Source organism: Pseudomonadaceae bacterium SI-3, from assembly GCA_004010935.1.
Taxonomy (GTDB): domain Bacteria; phylum Pseudomonadota; class Gammaproteobacteria; order Pseudomonadales; family Pseudomonadaceae; genus Stutzerimonas.
In genome coordinates, this window is sequence record CP026511.1 from 2718548 (window position 1) to 2742033 (window position 23486).

Here is a 23486-nt window from a genome sequence, read left to right on the forward strand (position 1 = left end):
AGCCCTGGCTGTCTGCACATGCCCGGGCTTTTTGCTAAACACATTTACGTTAAGCAGGCATCACGCGACCGCGACATTCGCCAAAGCCGATGGACGCCTGTCCATCCTGACGGCAACGTGCCTTGAGGATGATTTCGTCACCATCTTCCAGAAAGGTGCGAGTTTCGCCGCTGGGCAGTTCCAATGGCTGTTTGCCGCCCTGGGTGATCTCCAACAGGCTGCCGAGGCTTTCAGGGCTGCTACCGGACAAGGTTCCGGAGCCGAACAGATCGCCGGGTTGCAGGCTGCAGCCGTTGACGCTGTGGTGCGCGACCATCTGCGCCACGGTCCAGTACATGTTCGTCGTGCTGCTCAGTGCGATGCGCTGTGCAGGCTGGCCCTTGTCGCGCATGGCCTCGGTCAGCAGCAGCACTTCGAGTTCGATATCCAGCGCGCCCTGCTGCTGGTCCTGCTCATCAAACAGGTACGGCAGCGGCTGCGGATCGCCTTCGGGCCGCGCCGGTTGTGCACAACGGAACGGCTCGAGTGCTTCCGGCGTTACCACCCATGGCGACACGCTAGTGGCGAAGCTCTTCGAGAGGAACGGGCCAAGCGGCTGATATTCCCAAGCCTGAAGATCACGCGCCGACCAGTCATTGAGCAGGCAGAACCCGGCGACGTGACTGCTGGCTTCACCGATCGGGATCGATTCGCCACGGGCATTGCCTGCACCGATCCAGATGCCCAGTTCAAGCTCATGGTCGAGCCGCTTGCTCGGGCCAAAGCTCGGCTCGCTGGCGCCCGGTGGCAGGGTCTGGCCGTTGGGCCGCTTGACGGTTACGCCGGACACGTCAACCGTCGAGGCACGCCCGTGATAACCGATGGGCACGTACTTGTAGTTGGGCAGCAAGGGATTGTCCGGCCGGAACAGCTTGCCGACGTTGTTGGCGTGATGGATGCCGACATAGAAGTCGGTGTAGTCGCCCACTTTGGCCGGTAGATGCATCTGGCAACGGTCCATGGGCTGCAATAACGTCTCGCCCATGCCCTGAAGACTTTCACGCTGCGCGCTACCCTCGCCGAGCAGATCCAGCAGTGCACCTCGCAGCGCCTTGCGTGCAGGCGCACCGAGCGCAAAGAAGGTGTTGAGGCTGCTGTCGCTGGCCGCTTTCGCCGCTTCTAGGGCCTGGCCGTCGAACAAGCTGGCTTCGCAGGCGGCGCGTAAGTCGAGAATGTAATTACCAATGGCGACGCCACCGCGTGGCTGGTCGCCGTCACGGCTGAATACGCCCAAGGGCAGATTGGCGAGGGGGAAATCCGAATGGCCCTTGGCCGACTCGACCCAGCTGCGTTGCTCTTGTTGTGCGGTCATGTCATTTCCCGTTTTTATCGAATGTCTTGGTCAGGCCGGCCCAGCAGCTGTCGTAATCGCTCTGCAGCTGCGGGCTTTCCAACGCCTGACGGGTGGCACGGAGCACCTGGCCGGTCTCGAACATAAAGGCCATGGTGTTCTCGATCTTGTGCGGTTTGAGTTCGGCCTTGATCGCCTGTTCAGTCGACACATGATCCGGGCCGTGGGCACTCATGCAGTTGTGCAACGAGGCACCGCCCGGCGAGAAGCCATCGGCCTTGGCGTCGTAGGCGCCATCGATCAGTCCCATGAACTCGTTCATCAGGTTGCGGTGGAACCATGGCGGGCGGAATGTGTTCTCCGCCACCATCCAGCGCGGCGGAAAGATCACGAAGTCGATATTAGCCATGCCATGAATGGCACTGGGTGACGTGAGCACAGTGAAGATCGACGGATCGGGATGATCGAAACTGACGGTGCCGATGGTGTTGAAACGGCGCAGGTCGTATTTGTACGGCACGTTGTTGCCATGCCAGGCGACCACGTCCAGTGGGGAGTGATCCAGTTCGGTTACCCAGAGTTCACCGAGAAACTTCTGCACCAGCTGTACCGGCTCGTCACGCTCCTCGTAATGCGCCACCGGCGTCAGGAAATCGCGCGGGTTAGCCAGACCATTACTGCCGATCGGCCCCAGATCGGGCAGGCGCAGCGCACAGCCATGGTTCTCGCAGACATAGCCGCGCGCCGTCGAATCCAGCAGCTCGACCCTAAACCGCATACCACGCGGAATCACTGCAATCTCCAGCGGCGCGACCTCAAGCACGCCCAACTCCGTGACCAGCTTCAGCACGCCCTGCTGCGGCACGATCAACAGCTCGCCATCGGCATTGAAGAACACCCGCTCCATCGACTGATTCGCCGCGTACCGGTAGATGCTCGCCCCCGCAGGCTGGTTGGGTTCAGCATTGGCCACGACGCACGTCAGGCCGTCGAGGAAATCAGTCGCGGTCTCGGGAAAGGGTTGCGGATTCCAACGCAGTCGATTGGGCGTGACGGGACCCAGCTCTGCGCTGAGTTGCCGCTCCAGACGCTGATAAGGGCCGTGATGGGCCGATGGTCGAATACGGTACAGCCAGGTTCGCCGTGCTTCGCTGCGCGCCACCGTAAAAGCGGTGCCGGAGAGCAATTCGGTATATAGGCCGTAGGGCACCTTTTGCGGCGAATTCTGCCCGACCGGCAATGCACCCAGCAGGGCCTCGCTGCTGAACTCGTTGCCGAAGCCGGACAGGTATCGAGAGGTTTCGCCCATTTGTTGTTGTGGTTGCATAGCCTTCTCTCATTTCGCGTAATGCGTTTACGCAAAAAGTAATTTGAACTCACCAGGGCGTCAAGCTATAAACAGCGCCTCGATAAGTGAGCCCGCACGAACAGGCATTTGAATTCATGGCAGACAGCAACGCGGACACAGCGCCACGGCGGCAGAAGGTACAGGCCGCAGAGGTAGGTACTGACATTCTCACTGCTCTGGCCGAACTGGCCCCGGCGACCTCCCTATCGCGCCTGGCCGAACATGTCGGGATGCCTGCCAGCAAGGTCCACCGCTACTTGCAGGCCCTGATGGCCAGCGGCTTCGCCGAGCAGGATCCGTTGACGAACCATTACGGGCTGGGCCGCGCTGCGCTGTTCGTGGGGCTGGCCGCGTTGGGCCGACTGGACGTGGTCAAACTGGCAACGCCGCATCTGGCGCAACTGCGTGATGAACTCAACGAAACCTGCTTCCTTGCGGTTTGGGGCAACCGCGGTCCCGCCGTCGTGCACGTGGAGCAAGCCGTGCGCGCCGTGACGCTGGTGACGCAGGTGGGCTCTGTGCTGCCTTTGCTGGGCTCATCGACCGGGCTAGTGTTCAACGCCTTCATGCCCAACGCCGAGACCGCGCAATTGCGCGAAGAGGAACTGAAGCTTCCCTCGGCGCCCACCCCTGCAGCTCTGCTCGCCGCCATGAGCGAACTGCAACGCACCCACATCCAGCCCGTCCACGGCCTGTTGATGGCTGGCGTCAACGCACTCTCCGCGCCGCTGTTCAGTGGCGACCAGCGGTTGGCAGGCGTGATCACCATCGTCGGTGGCGAGCCCGGCTTCATGGCCGAAGCGGATGGCGCGGCGGCGAAGCGACTGCTGGCAGTCGCGCGCAAGATCAGCGCGCGGATGGGTGCCTAACGGCAAACAGGAGGAACGGCAGCAGCGAATGCTCCTGCGTCAATGGCGCAAATTGACCGGTGGCCGGCAAAGGTCTAGCGTTCGTCTGTCTTTTCCAGACCCGGAGGCATCATGGATATTCAAATCCGACCGCTTACGTCATTCGAAGGCAGCAGCTGGGAGGTTCGCTTGGACCGAAACAAGGTCACGTTTCGCAGCGAGTCCGAGGCCCGAGCTTTCGTTCAGCTCCTCGAGTCGCGCCTATCAGCGCCCCATCAACTACCCGACGTCGCCACCGACCTTCAACTCCACAGCCGAGCTGGCTGATCGCATCAGGCAGGGTTGCATGTAGCAGTACCAGCACCCTGCCTTCCCTTGGCTAACGTCCGCCGAAACCATCCTCAGATACGCAGCGCAACGCCCAGTCGCAATTCGCGGCCAGGCTCGTAACTGCCGTGAATGCCTTCATAGCCGGGAATGCTTTCGGAATCTTCGTTGCTGGTGTGATCCAGGTACTGCTTGTCGAACAGGTTCTTCAGCGTCCAGGTTGATTACGAGTCGGTCATCGCTTAACGCCGACCACTGGGCATAAAGGTCGTGCACGCCGTAACCGGGTTTGTCGAGGGTGCCCACACCGGTCCGCAGCGAATCGACAGCCGTGACGAAGCGGCCCTGCCAGCCGTAGCTCAGTCTGTCAGTTGCACGATATTCGGCAAAACCGATCCCGGTGTCGCCCAGGGTCGTGCCCAACCCGCTGTGCTCGTAGACATTGAGCTCCTCACCGTCCAGCTCGACATCGTTGTGGTGGTAGCTCAGCCCGAAGACGCGAAGCAAACTCTGTTTCGACCAGTTTGCTTGGCGGTGTATAGCGCATCGTCAGCCCGGACAATCAAGCTACTGGAGTCATCCACTGCTGGTATGGCGGACGCAACCCCTACGCTTACCGTGATTCGCACCGGGCCGCGGTCAGTAGGAATAACGGCATTCTCAACCGCCACCCGCAGCTTTTCAGCAACGAGCACGGCGCCTTCTGCGTCTGTATGAGGGAGAATCAAGCCAAACTCCTCTCCTCCAAGTCTGCCGAATACGTCATGCGTGCGGAGCACGGCGCTGCAGAGCGACGACAACTCTTTCAATACGACGTCGCCAATCGGATGCCCGTACGTATCGTTCACCTGTTTGAAGAAGTCGATGTCAAGCAACACCAGGCTGAGCGGTGCGTCGTGGCGCAGCGAACGGCCTAGTTCGCTTTCCAAAGTCTCAAGAAAATCACGCCGGCTCCGAGCCCCTGTCAGCAGATCAATGCTGATGATTTCTCGCAGCGAGTCATGTGCACGCTTTAGCGCCGCCGTGCTTTTTAGGTGCCGCTGCGTAGCGAAGTAGAGAAATGAAGCGAAAGCGAGCAGTAAGATCGAGATTGCAGCAGCACAGGAAATCAGGAATTGGCTTCGTTCCCGAAACGCTGCCAAGTATTCGGCGGGTGAAAGCTGAACGATGACGACCAGGCCGGCTTCCTTCAGACGTCGATACGCGGTCAGGCGATCAAGCTGATCGATGGCGCTCGGTCCTCGATAAAAGCCATTGTCGGGTTTCGTGCTATCGAAATAGGGACGATCCCCAGGCACCACCATTCCGTCCAGGCGCGCATCAAGGTTGATCGAAGAGGCCGCTGCGCGTGGCACCCGGTCCAGACCGACCAGAGCGATTAGCCCATGGCTCCCGATGTTGATCTGTTTGTAGAAATCGGTGAAGAACGCAACCGGGATCGAAAGAACGACCACCCCGGAAAACTCTCCGTCCTTAATAACCGGTCTGGTTAACTGTATGGACCAGATTTCCGAGACGCGGCCGAGTATCGGTTTACTCACAAACAGCTGGTCTTGCCCAAGGTTGTCTCGGTGCACGCGAAAATGTTCGCGATCGCTCAGGTCGACTTTTCTGGCCAGCGAGTCCAGAGACGAGCCAACCAACCATCCATCTGCATCTATCAGTGCGAGCTGGCCGACCAGAGTCTCGTACCGTGGAAGTTTTGTTTTGGCTATCATCTGAAACGCGTCAGGGTCCTTTACCAGCTCCTCACGCACGTCCTGTATCAAGGCGTCGGCGTAACGGACGACACTGCGTACATGCTCTTCGAACGCTATCGCCAGATTCATCGCGTCATTGCGCGCGGCTTGTTCTACCAGCTCACTTTCATGTTTTAGCCAAGCGTTAAGAATGGCCCACATAGGGACCAGCGTCGCCAACAGCGCAGCGATAACTACGAGCCCGGCCTGAGCCTCGGTAGAGCGACGTCGGACCAATTTCAATCTCCAGAGCGGCGTCTATACAGTTGGGCAAGTACGCGTCCACCAAGACAGCGAAATACCTGTAGGGCTATCGAATGACAGCGCTATAGAGCCGTAGAGTCAAAATGCTATCACCCTTAATCAAACCGTCAAAAATAATTTCCAAAAAGATGGTGCCGCATGGCTAGCGGAACGAAAAACAGACGGATTCGTGGGCCTAGGCATCCAGACACGTCTGGCCTCACGTTGGCCCGAATGCTGCTGCCTTGTTCCAGGCTCATTCCCCACGTGTCGAGCTGCACACGCTCTGGACTGGTAGTGGCGATGGATCAGACTTTAGTCCTCAGGCTCGTTCGCGCGGCGCTCGCTCAAGAATCGCCTCATCGAGTCGAAGCAGTCGAACTGCTCGGTCTTGGAGCAAATCGTCAATGGGGCTGGAAGGTGGTAAGCGCAGCAATGATCCGGTCACGTTGAGCACCAGCGCTTCACGGGTGAAAACCTCCGCGCCCAGGGAATAGAACGCGGCGATAAGCTGGCGTAACCCCAACGGTAATCTCCATTGCGCTCGAAGGGCTGATCCAAAGCTGGCGGAGCGTTCGCGCAATGCGCAGTGAATTTCGTCCTCCGTCAGCTCACCACCGCTATCCAGCCACTCCTGCAAGCTTCTAAGCAGAGCAAGCTCGCCGATGTTGTGCAGCAGCCCGGCCGTGTAGGAGAGCTCCGTGTCGAGCTTGAGTCTGCTTGCAAGCCAATGAGCAAGATCGGCGGCGCGCTGGGCATACTCGGCGCTGGAAGCTGCCTGATGCTTTAAGCGGGGATCCGACAAGGTGGCATTGTTCTGAACCGCTAGCTGCAAGGTTAGATTCAGTGCTCGCTTCACACCAAGGCGCGGCAAAGCCTGGCCAAGTGTCTTGCACACAGCGCCGTTGTGCTGCCCAGCACTGTTGGCAATGGACACCAGGCGCGCCGTAATCTGAGGATCTGACGATAGCTTCGATTCCAGCATCGCGAGGTCCCAGTCTTCCGTCTGCATGCAGGCCGCGACCGCAACCTGCACCGACTCCAAAACCGGCGCACCGGCGTTGTTGGAGCGCATTCGGTCTAGAAAGCCGCTTAGCGTCCCGGTTGCGCTAGCGGTCTGTGTGCTTACTATGCGGGGACCGGGCAACAGCGAGTTCAGGCGAACTCGCAAGTCGGCCAGGCTGTAAGGCTTTTTCAAATAGGCTTTCGGTGCCAACGGACGCACGGCACGCACACTGACGCCGTCCACCCGGTCGCTGATGACTATGGCGGGCAACAGCCGCGTCGCTTGGTGATTGCGCAGCTCGTGCAGTAGGTTTCGAGCATCCAATTGCGCCAGCTCACCGTCAGCCATCAAGAAGCTCGGCGGTTGCTTTCGACAGACCCTGAGTGCCGACTGGCCATCATTAACCTGAACAGTCCGGATTCCTGGACGAAGTGCTACGACCAGGCGGGCAAGCTCGTCAGCGCGCCAGGGCTCGTTATAGGCAATCAATACATAGGACATGCTCGCTGAGACGCTCACGCTACCGCTCCGTTATCAATGACCCGTTGGCACACAGAAGCGCGAGCCGAGCGGCCGTTGGCGGGCGCAGCTTTGGCAATACTGCTCAAGACATACGCTCAGCGTCGCAACGCCGCCACCTACGAAGCCAGCATAAAGCCATGCATCAGAATGTCATTGACGGCGCGCAACACCGATCTAGATAGCCGGCTTTAAGGAGCCGCGGGCGATAGACCAACACTCTTCGCCGAGGGCGCGTAACGAACAGCGCGACGCGACCGCAAGGCGCAGCGCCGCAATAACGGAAACGTCTAGGAGCGCCCTAACCGACCAGGACACTCATCCAGCGCCAGGAAGAGCAGCCCGGCCCAGGATAGCGATACGTGCGAGCAAACGGCTCCCAGCCCCGGAACGCGACCTCACGATCACGGCTGCTCTCCCTCGGCCAGGCGCAATGAACCTTTTATAGCGTCAGGGCAACGGGTTACCTAACCCCGGCTCGTTCGGGTCGATATCGGGCGTGCTTTTCGGCGGGTCTGAGGGCTGGGTGCCCTTGTCATGTCCAGAACCGGGTTGGACATCTGGATTATCGGTAATGAAATCAGGCTCAGGAGAATGGCTGGGGTTCTGGTCCTGTCCCGGCACCGGTTGTTGATTGTGGGGTCTGTCAAGCGGATCGATACTCATGGAACACCTCCCGTTAACCATACGTGGTTCCAAGATTCGATGCAGTTGCGGGTGATTGGTGCCAGCCACAGGTCGTGCCGCAGAGTTTGTCCAAACCGCTCATCCACCTTGGTGGCATTTGCCATTGTTGCGGGCACCACGCAGCGCCAATATCCGGACAACCCAATAACAACAAGATCCAGGAGCCAGCCATGCGCGATCATGCCACTGCGGCCAGCGAATTCGACTTTCAGCAGACGGTCTCGGCCATCCTCAGCGGTGATCTCTCCGCCATGAATGCCTGCGTCGAGTGTTGTGACCGTCACGCCGATTCGGACAAGGTCGCACTTATCTGGGAAGGCCGCGACGGCCAGCGAGCCACCTGGACCTTCGCACAGCTCAAGGAAGCCTCGGCGCGCTTCGCCAATCTGTTGGACAGTTATGGCATCAAGCCGGGCGATACCGTAGCCGGTCTGTTGCCGCGCACCCCCGAATTGCTCGTCACCATTGTTGGCACATGGCGCGCTGGCGCTATCTATCAGCCGCTGTTTACCGCCTTCGGCCCAAAAGCGGTCGAGCATCGAGTCAAGGAATCCGGCGCCAAGCTGGTCGTCACCGATGCCGCCAACAGCGAGAAGCTGGACGCCATTGAAAGCGCCCCGCGCCGCCTGGTCGTAGGCGATGGCGCCGACGACTTCTGGACCCAGGTCAACCAGCAATCGAGCGAATTCGAGCCGGTGCTGCTGGCGGGTGACGCACCCTTTCTCGCCATGTTCACCTCCGGCACCACCGGACCGGCAAAGCAGCTGCATGTGCCGCTCAAGGCCATTGTCGCGTTCGTCACCTACATGCGCGATGCGGTCGACCTGCGACCCGAGGACAATTTCTGGAACATCGCTGATCCGGGTTGGGCGTACGGCCTGTATTACGCCGTCACCGGGCCGCTCGCCATGGGCCATTCCACTTTGTTTTATGAAGGCGGCTTCACCGTCGACAGCACTTGTCGCGTCGTCAATGAATACAAGATCACCAACATGGCAGGCTCACCCACCGCGTTTCGCCTGCTGTTGGCGGCCAAGGACGAGGTCGAGGGCAAGATCAAGGGTCGCCTGCGCGCCGTGAGCAGCGCAGGCGAGCCGCTCACCCCCGAAGTGATCCGCTGGTTCAGCAGCGGCCTTGGCTGCACGATCCACGACCATTACGGACAGACCGAACTCGGCATGGTCCTGTGCAACCACCATGCGCTGAGCCATACCGTACGCATCGGCACGGCGGGCTACGCGATGCCCGGGCACCGCGTCGTGGTGATCGATGATCAACAACGCGAGCTGGAGCCCGGCAAACCAGGAATGCTCGCGCTGGACCGCAACCAGTCTCCCCTGCTGTGGTTCAACGGTTATGCGGGCACCCGCACCAAAGCCTTCGTCGGGCATTACTACCTGAGCGGCGACACCGTCGAGCTCAATGACGACGGCAGCATCAGCTTCGTTGGCCGCGCCGATGACGTGATCACCACATCCGGCTACCGGGTCGGCCCTTTCGACGTGGAAAGCGCCCTGGTGGAACACCCGGCCGTGATCGAAGCGGCGGTGATCGGCAAGCCCGATCCAGAGCGCACCGAATTGGTGAAGGCCTTCGTTGTGCTGCATGCGAGCCACAATGCCGATCCAGCATTGGCCGACGAGCTGCAACAACACGTGCGTCAGCGCCTTTCCGCCCACGCCTACCCGCGCGAAATCGAGTTCGTCAGCGAACTTCCGAAGACCCCGAGCGGAAAAATTCAGCGATTCCTGCTGCGCGACCGGGAAAAGACAGCGCAGCAAACCACAACAGCAGCGGCGAGCTGAACCCAGACGGTCGGCACCTTACAACCCGGCGGCGTCAGGCCCCGCCAGTAAATGCTATCAGCGTGGCGTAAGCCTTCGGCGGCCCAGGTGGCCGCTTCTTTTTGGCAGCCGGCATGACGGCTGCCCACACTCGCGCCGAGGGATACCAACCTGAGCCGGCGATATTAGGATTCTCATGACCGTTTCGACCGAAGACCGCATGCTGCCCACCGAGCACGGCGACGTATTCACGCGGCGCTGGCGCACCCGTCATTCGCGTAGAACGCCCATCGTCCTGATGCACGATTCCCTCGGCTGCGTCGAGCTGTGGCGCGACTTTCCCGAGCGCCTTGCTGTGGCCACCGAGCGCGACGTCATTGCCTACGACCGGCTCGGCTTTGGTCGCTCCGCAGCGCATCCGGGTGGCTGGTCGAACAGCTTCATTCGCGACGAAGCCGAGCGGTACTTTCCGCCAGTGCGGCACGCGCTGGATATCGAGCATTTCATCGCGCTCGGCCACAGCGTAGGCGGCATCATGGCCGCCAGCCTAGCCGCCCATCACCCTGACAATTGTCACGCGCTAATCACCATCGCCGCCCTTGCCTTTGTCGAAGATCGAACCTTGCAAGGCATCCGCGCCACTCAGGCAGCATTTGCCGAACCGGGCCAGGTCGACCGCCTACGGAAATACCACGGCGCAAAGGCCGAGTGGATTCTCTGGGCGTGGATCGACACCTGGCTTTCGGACAGTTATGCCAACTGGACAATCGAAGAAAGCGCCCCGGGCTTCGCCTGCCCGTTACTGGCCATTCATGGCCGGGAAGACGAATACGGTTCGCTGGATCATCTTCACCGTGTCGCTGCGCTGGGGAGCGGCAGCGTGCAGAAGCTTCCGCTCGACGGCTGTCAGCACGTTCCTCATCGTGAGCGGCCTGAGGCAGTAATCGAGACGGTTGCCCGCTTTCTCCAAGAGCAGGGGGAAGTAGGGCTGCTGGGAGTGGGCGGTTTATCGCGCGCTTGAATAGAAGGCCAGCGCGGTAGCCGTGATCAGGATCAGCCCCATGCCGACAATCTGCAGGCCCGCCAGGCTTTCGTTCAAAACTGCGACGCCGAACAGCGTCGCACTCACCGGCTCAACCATTGCCACCACCGAGGCGACAGATGGCGCGGTATGGTGCAGGCCGATGATATACAGCGTGAAGGACAACCCCGCGCCAAGCACGCCCAGTAGCATGAACAGCGGCCAGCTCGGCGAACGGAAAACAGCCATCACCTGGTTGGCCTCGACAAGCCAGATAAATACCGTAACAAGCGCGGCGAAAGCGATGACAAGAATCGCCTGTGGGGTGCCGTGCGGCGCCGCATATTTGAAGCCGAAAATGAATACCGCGTAGGACAGCCCTGCAAGCAGTCCGGCGCCCGCGCCGATCAACGTGACGCCACCCGCGCCATTCTCGTAGACGCCTGTCAGCAGCACGATGCCAAGCATCACCATCCCGATCGCGACCCACTTCAGTGGAGTCGATCGTTCCAGTTTGAGAACGAATGACACCAGGTAAACGAACACTGGCGCGCAATACATCAGCGTCGCTGCAACGGCTACGCTGCTTTGCCTGATGCTTAGGAAATAGAAAGCGAAGTTGCCGGCTACACCGAGCCCTGCGATCACCGACCAGAACCAGAGTTTGCGGTTTGCCAGTCCGCTGGCACCTGGTCGCAACGCTAGCCAGAGGAGAACAAACAACAACCCGATGGCGCCTCGAAAGAACGAAACGACGAACGCATCCCAGCCATCGTTCAAGAGAACACCGGCGATCCCGCCCGATATTCCCCAGCAAAGCGCCGCCATCGCCACAAGCGCCGTGCCCTTACGCGCCATTGCCATAGCCTCTTCCGGAGTGGCGACTGCCCTGTCACTTCGATTAACCCTGTCCTCTGTTCGATGCTCGCAAGCCAAGGCCGTTCGAATGCCCAACGCAGCCAGACCGTCCGGTTATGCACCGAGGTCGCTTGATCAGTACGGCTTTTGGCAACCAGCAGAAGCAGGTCGTCTGCCTGCGGCAGCCGACGGAGACCTGCATCCGTACGGGCAAACACGGTCGCAGCCAATGAAGCGACCTTTAGTACGCCGGTCATCTGTTTTTCAGCTATGACTGTCGGGACAGGTTCGATCCGACCATTGACCAGAGGAAGCCAGATGGAGCGATTCACCGGTGGTTGCCTGTGCGGCAACCTGCGGTTTGTGGCGACGGGCCGCCCGAAGCGCGTTGGCCTATGCCATTGCCTCGACTGCCGAAAGCATCACGGTGCCCTCTTCTACGCCGCCGCGGTGTTTGCGCAGGATGCCGTGACGATCACCGGCGAAGCGCAGGACTATGCCGGGCGACATTTCTGCCCCCGCTGTGGCTCGTCCGTTTTCGCACGCACAGCAGACGAAATCGAAGTGCATCTGGGTTCCCTCGACGCTCCTGATCAACTGATGCCCAGTTACGAAAGTTGGACGGTTCGTCGCGAGGCCTGGTTGCCGTTGTTTCCGCTCACGCGGCACGAACGGGACCGTGATACCAACGCTGACGACCCGCCCCCCGAGTTGCAGACCTAAAGAGACCCTTCGGCCATCCGGATCGCTCGCCGCAGCACAGCCGATATTCGAAGCCAAGGCACCGCGCGGTGCATCCACGGTGCCGAGGGATGTGACCCAGCCTGTTACTGTTTGTCGATTCGAGTGACGACGGCGTTCATCCCTTTCGAAACAAAGTCGAACTCAACCTGGTCACCCTGATGCAAGGTCCGGAGTTGATCCGGCGTTGCCTTGAAGCCCATGGTCATGGATGGCCAGCCGAGTGCTTCGACCGGGCCGTGAGCGATGATGACCGAGCCCTTTTCCAGGTTCACCTTCTTGACCCTACCGGTGGCGGTAGCGGCCTGTCCTCCGGCCACCTGCTGGTCCGTTTGCATGTTCATGCCTTTGTGATCCATCGGCATGCCGTTCATGGGCTGCTTGTCGGCGGCATAGGCAACAGGTACTAGGAAGAACGTCGCAAGACAGATGTGCTTAATGTTCATGAGTGTGCTCCTGCGGAGTTGATGGGGTGGTGTGGGATGGTCGGCAATTGACGGCGGCGCATCAGCAAGTACGCCGCAGGCAGCACGAACAGGGAAAGCAAGGGCGCGGTAATCATCCCGCCGACCATGGGCGCGGCGATGCGGCTCATGATTTCGCTGCCGGTTCCGCCCCCCAAAAGGATGGGCAACAGACCGGCGATGATGACTGCCACTGTCATGGCCTTGGGGCGCACGCGCTGTACGGCGCCCTCGCGGATCGCGTCGAGCAGGTCGGCTTCATCTCGCGCACCGGCGTTGAGGCGGTCTCGCCAGGCGTTCGTCAGGTACAGCAACATGATGACGCCGAACTCAGCGGAAACCCCGGCGAGCGCGATGAAGCCAATACCGGTCGCGACGGAGAGGTTGTAGCCCAGTAGATACAGAAACCAGACACCTCCGGTCAGGGCGAATGGCAGCGTGGCCATGATCAACAGCGCCTCGCCGAAGCGGGAAAACGTGTGGTAGAGCAGAACAAAGATGATCAGCAAGGTCGCCGGCACCACCAGTTTCAACTTGGCGTTGGCGCGCTCCATGAACTCGAATTGACCGGAGTAGCTGATGCTCATGCCGGACTCGAGCTGAACACTTTCGCTGACCCTTTGCCTCAGATCGCTCACCACAGCGGCCATGTCACGACCACGGACATCGACGTAGACCCAGCCCGACAGCCTGGCGTTTTCGCTTTTGAGCATCGGTGGGCCGTCGGTCACCTTGACCTCGGCAACCGTGCCCAGGGTGATCTGACTGCCCTGCGGCGTGTAGATAGGCAGGTCGCGCAGATCCGTCAGCGAGTCGCGCCACTCTCGACCGTAGCGAAGGTTGATCGGATACCGCGCAAGCCCTTCGACAGTCTCACCGACGGTCTGGCCTCCGATGGCACCGGCCACGATCGATTGCACATCCGCTATGTTCAAGCCGTAACGTGCCGCCGCGACACGATCGATGTCCACATCGATATAGCGCCCGCCGGTCAGTCGCTCGGCCAACGCCGAGCTGACACCGGGCACGGTTTTGGCGATTTTCTCGATGGCCAAGGTGGCGTTATCGATCTTCGCCAACTCGGTGCCATACACCTTCACCCCGATCGGGCTCTTGATACCGGTCGCCAGCATGTCGATGCGGTTTCGAATGGGCGGGATCCAGAGGTTGGCCAACCCAGGCACTTGCACCGTGCGGTCCAGCTCCTCCACCAGTTTTTCGGACGTCATTCCTTCGCGCCACTGATCCTTCGGCTTGAACTGAATGGTCGTTTCGAACATTTCCAGCGGCGCAGGATCGGTTGCGGTGTCGGCTCGCCCCGCCTTGCCAAACACGCGGGCAACCTCTGGAACCGTTTTGATTAGCCGGTCGGTCTGCTGTAACAGCTCGGATGCCTTCTGCGCCGAGAGGCCCGGAAGTGCAGTGGGCATATAGAGCAGGTCACCTTCGTCCAACGGTGGCAAGAACTCACCACCGAGGCGACTGGCAGGCCACAAGCCCGTCAGAAAGACCAGAACCGCCACCAGCAACGTTGTCTTTGGCCAACGCAGCACCGCGTCCAAGGCAGGCTTGTAGATCCAGATGAGGCCTCGATTGAGCGGATTGCGGTGTTCATCCGGGATGTTGCCCCGTATCCAGTAGCCCATGAGGACCGGAACCAGCGTGACGGACAACCCGGCAGCGGCCGCCATTGCATAGGTTTTGGTGAAGGCCAGCGGACCGAACAGCCGACCTTCCTGCGCCTCAAGGGTGAACACTGGAATGAACGACAGGGTGATGATCAGCAGGCTGAAGAACAGGGCCGGTCCGACCTCGACGGCCGCCTCGGTGATGACCTTCCAATGCTCCTGGCCTTTAAGGGTGGAATCTGGGTAGCGCTTGTGCCACGCCTCAATGTGCTTGTGAGCGTTTTCGATCATGACGATAGCTGCGTCGACCATCGCTCCGATGGCAATGGCGATGCCGCCCAGGGACATGATGTTGGCGTTGATACCCTGCCGCTGCATGATCACGAACGCGATCAGGATGCCGATTGGCAACGAAACGATTGCCACCAGAGACGAGCGCAAATGCCAAAGAAACAGCGCGCAAACCAATGCAACAACGATGAACTCCTCGATGAGCTTGTGGGTGAGGTTTTCAACGGCGCTGTCGATCAATTTGCTGCGGTCGTAGGTCGTGACGATTTCAACACCCGGAGGCAAGCTCGCTTTGAGTTCGTCGAGCTTGGTCTGGACCGCGGCGATGGTTTCCCGCGCGTTTTTGCCGCTGCGCAGAATGACCACTCCACCGACCACTTCCCCCTCGCCATCAAGCTCGGCAATGCCGCGGCGCATCTCTGGGCCGAGCTGAACGTGCGCAACGTCTCCAAGGGTTACCGGCACGCCACCATCGAGACGCAGCGGAATGGCTCGAAAATCGCTCAATGTCTGCAAATAGCCGGTCGCACGAACCATGAACTCGGTTTCTGCCAGTTCCAGAACACTCCCGCCGGTTTCACGGTTCGCCTCGTCGATGGCCGTTGCAATCTGCTGCTGTGTCACGCCCCGGCTGGCCATGCGTACCGGGTCGAGTACCACCTGGTACTGCTTGACCATCCCGCCGATGGGCGCGACTTCCGCCACGTTGGGCAGTGTCTTGAGTTCATAGCGCAGGAACCAGTCCTGCAGAGAGCGCAGCTGCGAGAGGTCATGCCTGCCCGTGCGATCCACCAGCACATATTGGTAGATCCAGCCGACACCCGTGGCATCTGGGCCTAAGGCGGGCTTGGCCGCGGCGGGCAGCCGGCTTTGTACCTGACTCAGGTATTCCAGTACCCGCGAGCGGGCCCAGTAGAGGTCAGTGCCGTCCTCGAACAGGACGTACACGTAGCTGTCTCCAAAGAACGAGTAGCCGCGCACCGTCTTCGCGCCTGGCACCGACAACATCGTTGTGGTCAGTGGATAGGTGACCTGGTTTTCGACGATCTGAGGCGCCTGGCCCGGGTATGGGGTGCGGATGATGACCTGGACATCGGAAAGGTCAGGCAAGGCATCGACCGCTGTGTTCTTGACCGCCCAGACGCCCCAGGCCACCGCGAAAACAGTGGCCAGCAGAACCAAAAATCGGTTGGCGACGGACCAGCGAATCATGGCTGCAATCATGGCTGGCCCCCGAGCTTCACGATGCGCTCGATGATCAGGCCCTCGTCAGTTTCACGCACGCCAACGCGGACACGGTCACCCGACTGCAAGCCTGAGGTAAGCGATGGATCGGCAACCGGAAAGGCCATGGTCATCCCAGGCATGTTCAAGGTCTTGAACGGGCCATGCGACAGGCCAACCATGCCGTCTTCCAGCCCCACAATCGTGCCTTCAGCCTCGTGCAATGCAGATTCGAAGGAGGACTTCGGCTGTTCCAGGCTTTGCGCGGTCAGTCCGCGCAGACTCGCCTCGGAATCAAGCAGGAACTGGCCGGACGCAACGACCTTCTGGCCGGCTTCGAGCCCTTCAAGTATCTCGGTTCTGTCATCGAATTCCCGACCGATACGCACCTCGACGGGACGGTAACGGCCTTCATCCTCCGCCAGCATGACCAATGCCCGGCGACCGGTCCGAATGACCGCCTCGGAAGGAATGACCAAAGCCTGCTCGACGTCGCGATTCAAGGTCACTTGCGCCGTCATGCCGGGGCGTAGTCGCTGTTGTGGGTTAGGCAGCTCGACCCGGACACGCACCGTACGGCTATCCAGGTTGGCTTGCGGCAGCACGGCCTGAGTCGTCCCTTCCAAGGATTCACCGGCAAAGGCCGGCAAGCGCGCGGTTACTTTCTGCCCTTGTGCCAGATGACCGACCTGGGCCTCAGGCACCGCCACCTCCAACCAAACGGTGCTCAGTCCATTGATGCGTGCAAGTGATGCGCCGGCAGGTACTGTCATGCCCTCGCGAACATCGAGACTGCTCAACACGCCAGCAATCGGGCTGGTTACGGTCCAGACCGCGCGTGTCTTGCCGCTCCGTTGCAGTTGCGCAATGACGTCTGCCGGCATACCGGCGAGGCGTAACCGTTGCCGCGCCGCGGCCAACAGCTGGGGTTCACCAACGTCTCGGAGCGCCAGGTACTCTTCCTGTGCCGCGGCCCATTCCGGTATGAGCAGATCGGCCAGCGGCGCCCCCTTGTCGATCACATCCTCAGGTGCCCGATCGTAAACGCGCTCGACGAAGCCTCCAGCGCGCGCCTGCACCACCGCCACGTCGCGCTCGTCGAACATCAATGCTCCGGTGGCTTCAAGCGACTGACTGATCGACTCACGCACAGCCGTCGCCAGACGAATGCCAAGATTCTGCGTGACGCTCGGGTCGATCTTCATCGATGCCCCGTCGCTGCCTTCATCGGCATAACGCGGGACGAGCTCCATATCCATGAAGGGTGACTTGCCCGGTTTGTCGAATTTCTGCTGCGGGACCATAGGGTCGTACCAATAGAGCACGGCCCTGCCCTCATCATCAGCTGCTTGTGCCAAGGCTGCGGTGGGCATCACGGCTGCTGCGGTCGCACCAATCATCACGCTGAGTACGAGCGCCAGCTGTTGTGTGTGGAAGCTCATGGTTGGGTATCTCCAAAGGCGAAATGCAGGCGGGCGTTGCTCAGCGAAAGGTCACGAGACGTGTCGATGCGACGCAGACGGGTTTCGACGAGCTGGCGGCGCGCATCGATCACAGCGATCAATTCGCCTTTCCCAGCGCGGTAATCGGCCATGGCCAGATCAACCTTCTGTTCTGCGAGCGGCAGCAGGGTTTGTTCGAGGCGCGTCAGTACCCGAGACAAGCGCTGATGCTCAGCGAGGTTGGCGGTCAGCTCCTGGTCATGCATACGTAACGTCGCCTGGCGCTGAGCCTCGATCTGCGCGAGCCGTGCCCGCTCGGCAGCGATCTTCGGGTCCTGTCGCGAGCCGGTGAACATCGGCAGGTCGAAGCTAACGCTGAGGTTCACCATGTCGCCGTACTCCCGACCCCGACGCAGGTAGTCGACGCCCCAACTCCAGTCCGGAGTTTTTTCGGCGATGGCCTGGCTGACGTTTGCCTCGGCCTCGCGCGTCATCGGCCCGAATGCCAGCAGTGCCGGATGGCGGTCGAGGTTGTGCTGGTAGTGAACAGCGTCGGCGGGCCATTGCGGCCAGACGCCTGTCAGCGGCTGGTCAGCCGGCTCGCCTATCCACCGGCGTAATTCGGCCCGTGCAACCGCCTGGTTGCGTACCAACTCATCTTCCTGTTCTGCCAGCAAGGCAGCTTCCTGCTTGGGAAGCACGCTGTCGGCGGTCTGGCCGCGCCCGCCAGCAATACGCGCCTGCACAGCCTGGGAAAACAGCTTGTTCTCGCCGTAGAACTGTTTGAAAAGACTCAGCTGCTGCTCGACCGCGAAGCTAGCGATCCAGGCCTCGGCGGTCGCTTGACGAACACTGAGACGCTCGATGGACTGCTGCACGCCTGCAAGCGCGACACCTGCCTGCGCAGCCTCGATCCGAGCGCGCCGTTTCGCCCGATTCGGTACATCTTGCATGACGCCGACCATTTGCATGGTCATGGCCTCTTCATCGAGCCGCCAGCGTGTGTCGCCTTCGATGGGTACGTTTTGCAGCCCAAGCCTGAGCTTCGGATCCGGGAGCTCGCCTGCCGGAATCGCAGCGCTACGAGCAGCGTGGAGGTTGGCAGTTTGCGCGGCTAACGAAGGTGCCTGCTGCTCGGCCAGGCTCAAGGCCTGTTCCAACGTTAGAGCTGACACGAGCCCGGGAAACGAGAGCGCGCCCATGATCAAGGCGGCCACTTGATGGGGCGCCCAGCGAATAAGGGGTTTCATTTAAAGGATTCCTGATCTTCCATGCGGGCCAAAGGGCGCGCGGTAACCGACCCGAATGCTCACATTCGGGCGGGTTTCTAGAATTCGATCGGAATCAGACGCGGGGTGGGTGCCAGACGGCGTCCAGAAGACGGGAAGGGATCTGGTCGTTATAGGGTGTAGTCACGGGCTTGGCTGCAGAAATCACGTCCGCCTTGGCCGCTGCAATCTGAACGAGGCTGGAGGTTTTGCATTCTTGCCCGTTCTTGCAGACGGTCGTTGGGCCTTGATCCTTTCCTTCACGACAATCTTGATCAGCGTCGTCCATGCCGTTCATGCCTTCCATATCAGCCATCTGGTGATGCACCGACGATGTTGCCGGCATGAGTAGTTGCGCCATCCCATTGATCGGAAGCGTAAGTACCAGCAGCAGGATAAGGAAGGAACGCATGTTGACGGTCATGGGCTCAGCCTATGCGGCAACGCAGAAGCAATCAATAAGACATTTGGTCGCTCTGCAATCTGCGTAGTCACTTGGGCCCTGTTCTTGTAAACGCACGCATTGACCGCGACGGCTATTCATCACAGCCCCGTTCGGTGATTACGTGTCTCGCTTCGCTTCGGCCAGATCAAGGACGGGATCATCTGGCCTGATCGTTTCGCTAATTACACACATGGCGAAGCCGCACCGGCAGCGGCCTTGTGCCGTCGCCGGTGCGCTTGAAAGCGCGGTGAAACAACTGGATCGATTGGAACGGCAACCGGAGTCGGTTGCCGTCTCGGTGGTTACTCAGTGGTGCTGAGCACGCCGCGCTTAATCTGATCACGCTCGATGGATTCGAACAGCGCCTTGAAGTTGCCCTCGCCGAAGCCGCTATCACCTTTGCGCTGAATGAACTCGAAGAACACCGGACCCAGCACGGTGCCGGAGAAGATTTGCAGCAGCAGGCGCTGCTCGCCGTCCTCAACTGCACCGTCCAGCAGAATGCCGCGGGATTTCAGCTCTTCTACCGGCTCGCCGTGGTTGGGCAGCCGCCCCTCAAGCATCTCGTAGTAGGTTTCCGGCGGCGCAGTCATGAAGACGGTGCCGCTGGCCTTCAGCTTGTCCCAGGTCTCGATCAGGTTGTCGGTGAGGAAGGCGACGTGCTGGATACCCTCACCGTTGAACTGCATGAGGAATTCCTCGATCTGCCCAGCGCCCTTCGACGACTCCTCGTTGAGGGGGATGCGGATCATGCCGTCCGGCGCGGTCATGGCCTTGGATGTCAGGCCGGTGTACTCACCCTTGATGTCGAAGTAACGGATCTCACGGAAGTTGAACAGCTTCTCGTAGAAGTCCGCCCAGTAAGCCATGCGACCGCGGTAAACGTTGTGGGTCAGATGGTCGATGAGCTTCAGGCCAGCGCCGACCGGATGACGCTCGACGCCCTCCAGGAACACGAAATCGATGTCATAAATCGAGCTGCCCTCACCGAAACGGTCGATCAGATACAACGGCGCTCCGCCGATACCCTTGATTGCCGGCAGGCGCAGCTCCATCGGACCGGTGGGCAGCTCGATAGCCTGAGCACCCAGCTCCAGCGCGCGGGTATAGGCCTTCTGCGCATCCTTTACACGGAACGCCATGCCACATACTGAAGGCCCATGCTCAGCCGCGAAATAAGCTGGCAGGCCTTTCGCCTCGCGATTGACGATGGCGTTGATCTCACCCTGACGGTACAGCGCCACATCTTTGGATCGGTGGTTGGCGACATGGGTAAAGCCCATGCTTTCCAGTACCGGCTCGATGACGTTCGGGGTGGGCGAGGCAAATTCGATGAACTCGAAGCCCATAAGGCCCATGGGATTTTCAAACAGGTCGGCCATGATTGGCTCCTTGGAATAACGGTACGTTAGCGAAATTGACGTTATGCGAAGGTCAACTCGGCGGCGCACAGGAAATCCCACGGACGCTGCGACCCAGATGGTCGCCCAGGGTCAATCGAAAGCCCAAGATCTTCATTTCAGCAGCTCATCCGAACGTCAGACGCGGCCATCGGCCTGCCTTCCTGGCTGCGCTTTAGCCTGCTGGACAGACTAGCTCCGCCAGCGCGCAACGGCTTCACCGGACCGGCCAAGCTCAACGACCTGGCGGCCCCCTGGACGGTCCGAAGTCGAGCGGACGCGGTGAACTGGAAAAAAGCGGATGAACCCATATTCGCTGCCATGGCTGCACAGAAGGCGCGCCGTTTCTACGCGGCGCTCTATTATTTTTTTGCGTAATCGAATTACGTTTAGCGAAATCTGCGGGACGCATGTCCAACTGTCAAGCCCATGTCGCGTGCCGCTTATCTCCCGCCTCGAACGAATACCGCTGCGACGCTGCCGAATCTATGGCTAACGAAACGAGGCAAACAGGCTCTGCTGTGGCCAGAACATCGCGTTTATCCGACGAGCATCACCTGTCCCGCCCGCTACGCCCTCAAGCGGGCGTCATATTCAACGGCTGAACAAAAAGGAACGACCATGAATCGACTTTTCGACAAGAGCGCCCCGCAAAACGTGCACGGCTGGGAACGCAGCGCCTCCGTTGCGGGCGGGCTGGTTATGCTGGGCAGAGGATTGCGTCGCGGCGGACTGAGCGGCCTGTTGCAGCTGGCGATAGGTGGCATGGCCTTAGCGCGCGGCATCAGTGGGCGTTGCGAGGCCAAACGTATCCTGACCGCTAGCGAGCCGCAGCCACGCCAGGTAACCGCCGACAAGCAGCGCTACAGTCACATGCCATTGGACTCTGAAGTACACAGCCCAGACTTCGCCGAGCCGGATGTGAACTTACCTGATGCCACGCCAATGGGGCATGAAACGCATCCGGGGGAGCGCCGTGGCACGTAGTGAGATGCTGCGACGGCCGAACGCCCTCCAATCAACTGTGCTGCTCCAGTGCAACTAGGCGGTGGGGCCGTGCCGGCATAAAAAGCGGCACTGATGGCCCTTTAGCCAGGGCTGATTAGAGTCCCGCCGAACGGCAGTTGTCGACTTTATGACGCCGTGGTATCTATGCGCCGTATTTTTGTCACATCTCGTGACATTTTGGGAGACGGTCGTGGATATCATCAAGGCAGATAGCGGAAACCCGGATCGGTGGGGAGTCGTTTATTCCTACGGTAGCGTGTTAGCGGTTTTTGACAACGAGCTGGATGCTCAAACAGAAGCCAGCGGCTTCGGCGGCGCCGTGGTGCGCCTTGCCTGCAGCCTCTGGAACACTCTAAATATGACCGCTGAAGGCAGCATGATCGGGGACCAATCTCAGCTCGCGTGAGCTGGCAAGTCGGTCGATCATGCCAGCAGGGTGAAGGCAGTGCCGTCACCCGCTGAATCTTCTTCAGTCAACTGCATGGGCGCTGCGATTGGCAGAGTCTCTTGCACAGTGCGAGATTCGTGGTGATACGGGACGAGGCCAATCCCGGTCCGCTGAAACTCCACGAAACCGTATCCGTCGGCCCAGACCTCCGCCTCGTCCTGGGCTCTCACTGCAGTGCCTGGTGCAACAGCGCTGGCTGAGCGTCTGTTTCGATCCGCTGCAGCACTTTTTGTTGTTGCTGGAAGATGATGTCCAGCACGCGGCTGGGCTGAACTTCGATGTCGTCGAACGTGATCAGCTGCCCCGGCTCGACAGCTCTCTTGAGAACCATGTTGCGCAGCAGCCCGATCGGCACGTGATCGAGCTCGTCGGCAAGTTTGACCGCTTCGCCGCGAACGTCGAACCCACCTATCCCGCGGCCGATCATCTCTCCCGCCTTCATCTCACGTTTGGCGATTGCTGCGACACCCAAGGTGGGTGAAACAGAGTTGTTCAGCAGCACCCCGCCACCGGCAAGCACCCGCCGTACGGTCTTGCCGACTTCGAGCGAGCAGAGGTGAAAGGGTCGTGTCAGCACGTAATACGGCCCAGGCCCGAGCTTGAAGTATTCGATTGCTGGCGCCTGCATTTCATCGTGCCGGCACACTAGAAACACGCCGCCCGCCGAATAGCCATTGGGCAATACGTAGTCGACAATTGGCTGTCCGACGCCGTCTGCGATCAGCCCTAGAACGTTGCCGCTGACGTTGAGATCGGTCGACGCCAGCCCTTCCAGACCGCGCCTGGTGATAGTCGCACCAAACCCGTTACCTACCACGACCTGCTCGATCTGCACCTTGGTGCCATCGGTGAAGGATGTGGTCTGCTCAATGCTGATGCCCTGGCGCTTGGACCAGTAAGCCATGTCTTCAGGACTGGGGTTGTGGTTCAGGTAGCCCTTCATGTTGCCGTAGACCAGCGGCTGAAAGCCCATCTGCAAGGCTTCTTCGCGCAAAGCGGCGAGCGATCCTGGCTGGTCCCCTTCGGCTTCGGTCAGGAATCCCTTGCCGGACAGGTAAGACCCGGTCGTGACCTGTAGCTCGGCGTTGATGGTAACCACCGGCACCCCGGCTTCGAAGGCGCGCTCGATCACTTCGGTACCGAAAAAGACGTCACCTGTGCACTCGACGATCACATCCGAGTTAGCAATGAGATCGTCAATGGAGTTGGTCAGCGCGTCGGCCAGCGGAAAGCTACTCAGCGTGGCGACGCTTCTACGGGTCAAGACCCGGCTGATTCTAAGATCCTTGTAGTGCTGCATGATCAGACGAACGAAACAGTGCGAGATCATCCCTGTACCCGAAACACCTACTCTCTTGATCATTGCATCTGTCATGGTGAAATCCCTTCGGAAAAGTCCTGAGCCTCGGACCGTAAT

Annotated in this window: 21 protein-coding genes and 1 pseudogene; 7 read left to right on the forward strand and 15 right to left on the reverse strand. The window is 60.2% G+C overall.

The window, feature by feature from the left end:
• Positions 1 to 49: 49 nt before the first annotated feature.
• Positions 50 to 1351 (reverse strand): fumarylacetoacetase, encoded by a 1302-nt coding sequence (fahA, locus tag C1896_12675; protein AZZ45670.1) that lies wholly within the window; start codon positions 1349 to 1351, stop codon positions 50 to 52.
• Position 1352: 1 nt separating this feature from the next.
• On the reverse strand, positions 1353 to 2657 hold the full coding sequence (locus tag C1896_12680; GenBank protein ID AZZ45671.1) for a homogentisate 1,2-dioxygenase: 1305 nt from the start codon (positions 2655 to 2657) through the stop codon (positions 1353 to 1355).
• Positions 2658 to 2773: 116 nt separating this feature from the next.
• Between C1896_12680 and C1896_12685 the strand changes: the two genes are divergently transcribed.
• Together C1896_12685 and C1896_12690 are read left to right on the forward strand one after the other, a co-directional pair.
• Positions 2774 to 3547, forward strand: coding sequence for an IclR family transcriptional regulator (locus C1896_12685; GenBank protein AZZ45672.1), 774 nt, complete (start codon positions 2774 to 2776; stop codon positions 3545 to 3547).
• Positions 3548 to 3658: 111 nt separating this feature from the next.
• Positions 3659 to 3853 carry a hypothetical protein gene (locus C1896_12690; GenBank protein AZZ45673.1) on the forward strand — a complete coding sequence of 65 codons (195 nt, stop codon included), beginning with the start codon at positions 3659 to 3661 and terminating at the stop codon, positions 3851 to 3853.
• 74 nt (positions 3854 to 3927) lie between these two features.
• Here C1896_12690 and C1896_12695 read toward each other — a convergent pair.
• The 3 genes and pseudogenes from C1896_12695 to C1896_12705 form a co-directional block, all read right to left on the reverse strand.
• Positions 3928 to 4345: pseudogene (locus tag C1896_12695) on the reverse strand (TonB-dependent receptor).
• A complete protein-coding gene (locus C1896_12700; GenBank protein ID AZZ47660.1) occupies positions 4339 to 5754 on the reverse strand; it encodes a sensor domain-containing diguanylate cyclase in 1416 nt (471 codons plus the stop codon). Before C1896_12700 ends, C1896_12695 begins: the two are co-directional and overlap by 7 nt.
• A gap of 403 nt (positions 5755 to 6157) precedes the next feature.
• Positions 6158 to 7360 carry a histidine kinase gene (locus C1896_12705; protein ID AZZ45674.1) on the reverse strand — a complete coding sequence of 401 codons (1203 nt, stop codon included), beginning with the start codon at positions 7358 to 7360 and terminating at the stop codon, positions 6158 to 6160.
• 857 nt (positions 7361 to 8217) lie between these two features.
• Between C1896_12705 and C1896_12710 the strand changes: the two genes are divergently transcribed.
• On the forward strand, positions 8218 to 9852 hold the full coding sequence (locus tag C1896_12710) for an AMP-binding protein (GenBank protein ID AZZ45675.1): 1635 nt from the start codon (positions 8218 to 8220) through the stop codon (positions 9850 to 9852).
• Between the two features lie 175 nt (positions 9853 to 10027).
• Complete coding sequence (locus C1896_12715; GenBank protein AZZ45676.1) at positions 10028 to 10852, forward strand: alpha/beta hydrolase; 825 nt, start codon at positions 10028 to 10030, stop codon at positions 10850 to 10852.
• Here the strand turns inward: C1896_12715 and C1896_12720 are convergent.
• Positions 10838 to 11710 carry an EamA family transporter gene (locus tag C1896_12720; protein ID AZZ47661.1) on the reverse strand — a complete coding sequence of 291 codons (873 nt, stop codon included), beginning with the start codon at positions 11708 to 11710 and terminating at the stop codon, positions 10838 to 10840. The genes C1896_12715 and C1896_12720 overlap by 15 nt on opposite strands.
• A gap of 318 nt (positions 11711 to 12028) precedes the next feature.
• Here C1896_12720 and C1896_12725 point away from each other — a divergent pair, with 318 nt between their 5' ends.
• Complete coding sequence (locus C1896_12725; GenBank protein AZZ45677.1) at positions 12029 to 12433, forward strand: GFA family protein; 405 nt, start codon at positions 12029 to 12031, stop codon at positions 12431 to 12433.
• 104 nt (positions 12434 to 12537) lie between these two features.
• Here C1896_12725 and C1896_12730 read toward each other — a convergent pair whose 3' ends face one another.
• The 7 genes from C1896_12730 to C1896_12760 all read right to left on the reverse strand — a co-directional run bounded on the left by C1896_12730 (position 12538) and on the right by C1896_12760 (position 20924).
• Positions 12538 to 12897, reverse strand: coding sequence for a hypothetical protein (locus C1896_12730; protein ID AZZ45678.1), 360 nt, complete (start codon positions 12895 to 12897; stop codon positions 12538 to 12540).
• Complete coding sequence (locus C1896_12735) at positions 12894 to 16058, reverse strand: CusA/CzcA family heavy metal efflux RND transporter (GenBank protein AZZ45679.1); 3165 nt, start codon at positions 16056 to 16058, stop codon at positions 12894 to 12896. The genes C1896_12730 and C1896_12735 overlap by 4 nt, the downstream gene beginning before the upstream one ends.
• Entirely contained in the window at positions 16055 to 17500 is a 1446-nt protein-coding gene (locus C1896_12740) for an efflux RND transporter periplasmic adaptor subunit (GenBank protein AZZ45680.1), read from the reverse strand. The genes C1896_12735 and C1896_12740 overlap by 4 nt, the downstream gene beginning before the upstream one ends.
• Entirely contained in the window at positions 17497 to 18750 is a 1254-nt protein-coding gene (locus tag C1896_12745; GenBank protein AZZ45681.1) for a hypothetical protein, read from the reverse strand. The genes C1896_12740 and C1896_12745 overlap by 4 nt, the downstream gene beginning before the upstream one ends.
• A 94-nt stretch (positions 18751 to 18844) precedes the next feature.
• Entirely contained in the window at positions 18845 to 19192 is a 348-nt protein-coding gene (locus tag C1896_12750) for a hypothetical protein (protein AZZ45682.1), read from the reverse strand.
• Positions 19193 to 19515: 323 nt separating this feature from the next.
• The gene (gene hppD, locus C1896_12755; protein ID AZZ45683.1) at positions 19516 to 20595 is read right to left on the reverse strand and encodes a 4-hydroxyphenylpyruvate dioxygenase; all 1080 of its coding nucleotides are present in this window, start codon (positions 20593 to 20595) and stop codon (positions 19516 to 19518) included.
• Positions 20596 to 20732: 137 nt separating this feature from the next.
• The gene (locus C1896_12760) at positions 20733 to 20924 is read right to left on the reverse strand and encodes a hypothetical protein (protein AZZ45684.1); all 192 of its coding nucleotides are present in this window, start codon (positions 20922 to 20924) and stop codon (positions 20733 to 20735) included.
• Between the two features lie 310 nt (positions 20925 to 21234).
• Here C1896_12760 and C1896_12765 point away from each other — a divergent pair, with 310 nt between their 5' ends.
• Both C1896_12765 and C1896_12770 read left to right on the forward strand, forming a co-directional pair.
• A complete protein-coding gene (locus tag C1896_12765) occupies positions 21235 to 21600 on the forward strand; it encodes a hypothetical protein (GenBank protein AZZ45685.1) in 366 nt (121 codons plus the stop codon).
• A gap of 148 nt (positions 21601 to 21748) precedes the next feature.
• Positions 21749 to 22027, forward strand: a complete 279-nt coding sequence (locus tag C1896_12770) for a hypothetical protein (protein ID AZZ45686.1) — start codon at positions 21749 to 21751, stop codon at positions 22025 to 22027.
• A 17-nt stretch (positions 22028 to 22044) separates the two neighbouring features.
• On the opposite strand, the gene C1896_12775 is transcribed toward C1896_12770, so the two are convergent.
• Together C1896_12775 and C1896_12780 are read right to left on the reverse strand one after the other, a co-directional pair.
• Positions 22045 to 22239 carry a hypothetical protein gene (locus tag C1896_12775; GenBank protein AZZ45687.1) on the reverse strand — a complete coding sequence of 65 codons (195 nt, stop codon included), beginning with the start codon at positions 22237 to 22239 and terminating at the stop codon, positions 22045 to 22047.
• On the reverse strand, positions 22236 to 23399 hold the full coding sequence (locus C1896_12780) for an NAD(P)-dependent oxidoreductase (GenBank protein ID AZZ45688.1): 1164 nt from the start codon (positions 23397 to 23399) through the stop codon (positions 22236 to 22238). The genes C1896_12775 and C1896_12780 overlap by 4 nt, the downstream gene beginning before the upstream one ends.
• Positions 23400 to 23486: the final 87 nt, after the last annotated feature.

Excerpts from the sequence above, each read along its gene's own strand:
- C1896_12725 (AZZ45677.1), top strand. The coding sequence starts at position 12,029 with ATGGAGCGATTCACCGGTGGTTGCCTGTGCGGCAACCTGCGGTTTGTG.
- fahA (AZZ45670.1), bottom strand. The coding sequence starts at position 1,351 with ATGACCGCACAACAAGAGCAACGCAGCTGGGTCGAGTCGGCCAAGGGC.
- C1896_12760 (AZZ45684.1), bottom strand. The coding sequence starts at position 20,924 with ATGGGTTCATCCGCTTTTTTCCAGTTCACCGCGTCCGCTCGACTTCGG.
- C1896_12720 (AZZ47661.1), bottom strand. The coding sequence starts at position 11,710 with ATGGCGCGTAAGGGCACGGCGCTTGTGGCGATGGCGGCGCTTTGCTGG.
- C1896_12765 (AZZ45685.1), top strand. The coding sequence starts at position 21,235 with ATGAATCGACTTTTCGACAAGAGCGCCCCGCAAAACGTGCACGGCTGG.
- C1896_12700 (AZZ47660.1), bottom strand. The coding sequence starts at position 5,754 with ATGTGGGCCATTCTTAACGCTTGGCTAAAACATGAAAGTGAGCTGGTA.
- C1896_12715 (AZZ45676.1), top strand. The coding sequence starts at position 10,028 with ATGACCGTTTCGACCGAAGACCGCATGCTGCCCACCGAGCACGGCGAC.
- C1896_12770 (AZZ45686.1), top strand. The coding sequence starts at position 21,749 with ATGACGCCGTGGTATCTATGCGCCGTATTTTTGTCACATCTCGTGACA.
- hppD (AZZ45683.1), bottom strand. The coding sequence starts at position 20,595 with ATGGCCGACCTGTTTGAAAATCCCATGGGCCTTATGGGCTTCGAGTTC.
- C1896_12780 (AZZ45688.1), bottom strand. The coding sequence starts at position 23,399 with ATGATCTCGCACTGTTTCGTTCGTCTGATCATGCAGCACTACAAGGAT.
- C1896_12710 (AZZ45675.1), top strand. The coding sequence starts at position 8,218 with ATGCGCGATCATGCCACTGCGGCCAGCGAATTCGACTTTCAGCAGACG.
- C1896_12690 (AZZ45673.1), top strand. The coding sequence starts at position 3,659 with ATGGATATTCAAATCCGACCGCTTACGTCATTCGAAGGCAGCAGCTGG.
- C1896_12735 (AZZ45679.1), bottom strand. The coding sequence starts at position 16,058 with ATGATTGCAGCCATGATTCGCTGGTCCGTCGCCAACCGATTTTTGGTT.
- C1896_12740 (AZZ45680.1), bottom strand. The coding sequence starts at position 17,500 with ATGAGCTTCCACACACAACAGCTGGCGCTCGTACTCAGCGTGATGATT.
- C1896_12730 (AZZ45678.1), bottom strand. The coding sequence starts at position 12,897 with ATGAACATTAAGCACATCTGTCTTGCGACGTTCTTCCTAGTACCTGTT.
- C1896_12685 (AZZ45672.1), top strand. The coding sequence starts at position 2,774 with ATGGCAGACAGCAACGCGGACACAGCGCCACGGCGGCAGAAGGTACAG.
- C1896_12745 (AZZ45681.1), bottom strand. The coding sequence starts at position 18,750 with ATGAAACCCCTTATTCGCTGGGCGCCCCATCAAGTGGCCGCCTTGATC.
- C1896_12680 (AZZ45671.1), bottom strand. The coding sequence starts at position 2,657 with ATGCAACCACAACAACAAATGGGCGAAACCTCTCGATACCTGTCCGGC.
- C1896_12750 (AZZ45682.1), bottom strand. The coding sequence starts at position 19,192 with ATGACCGTCAACATGCGTTCCTTCCTTATCCTGCTGCTGGTACTTACG.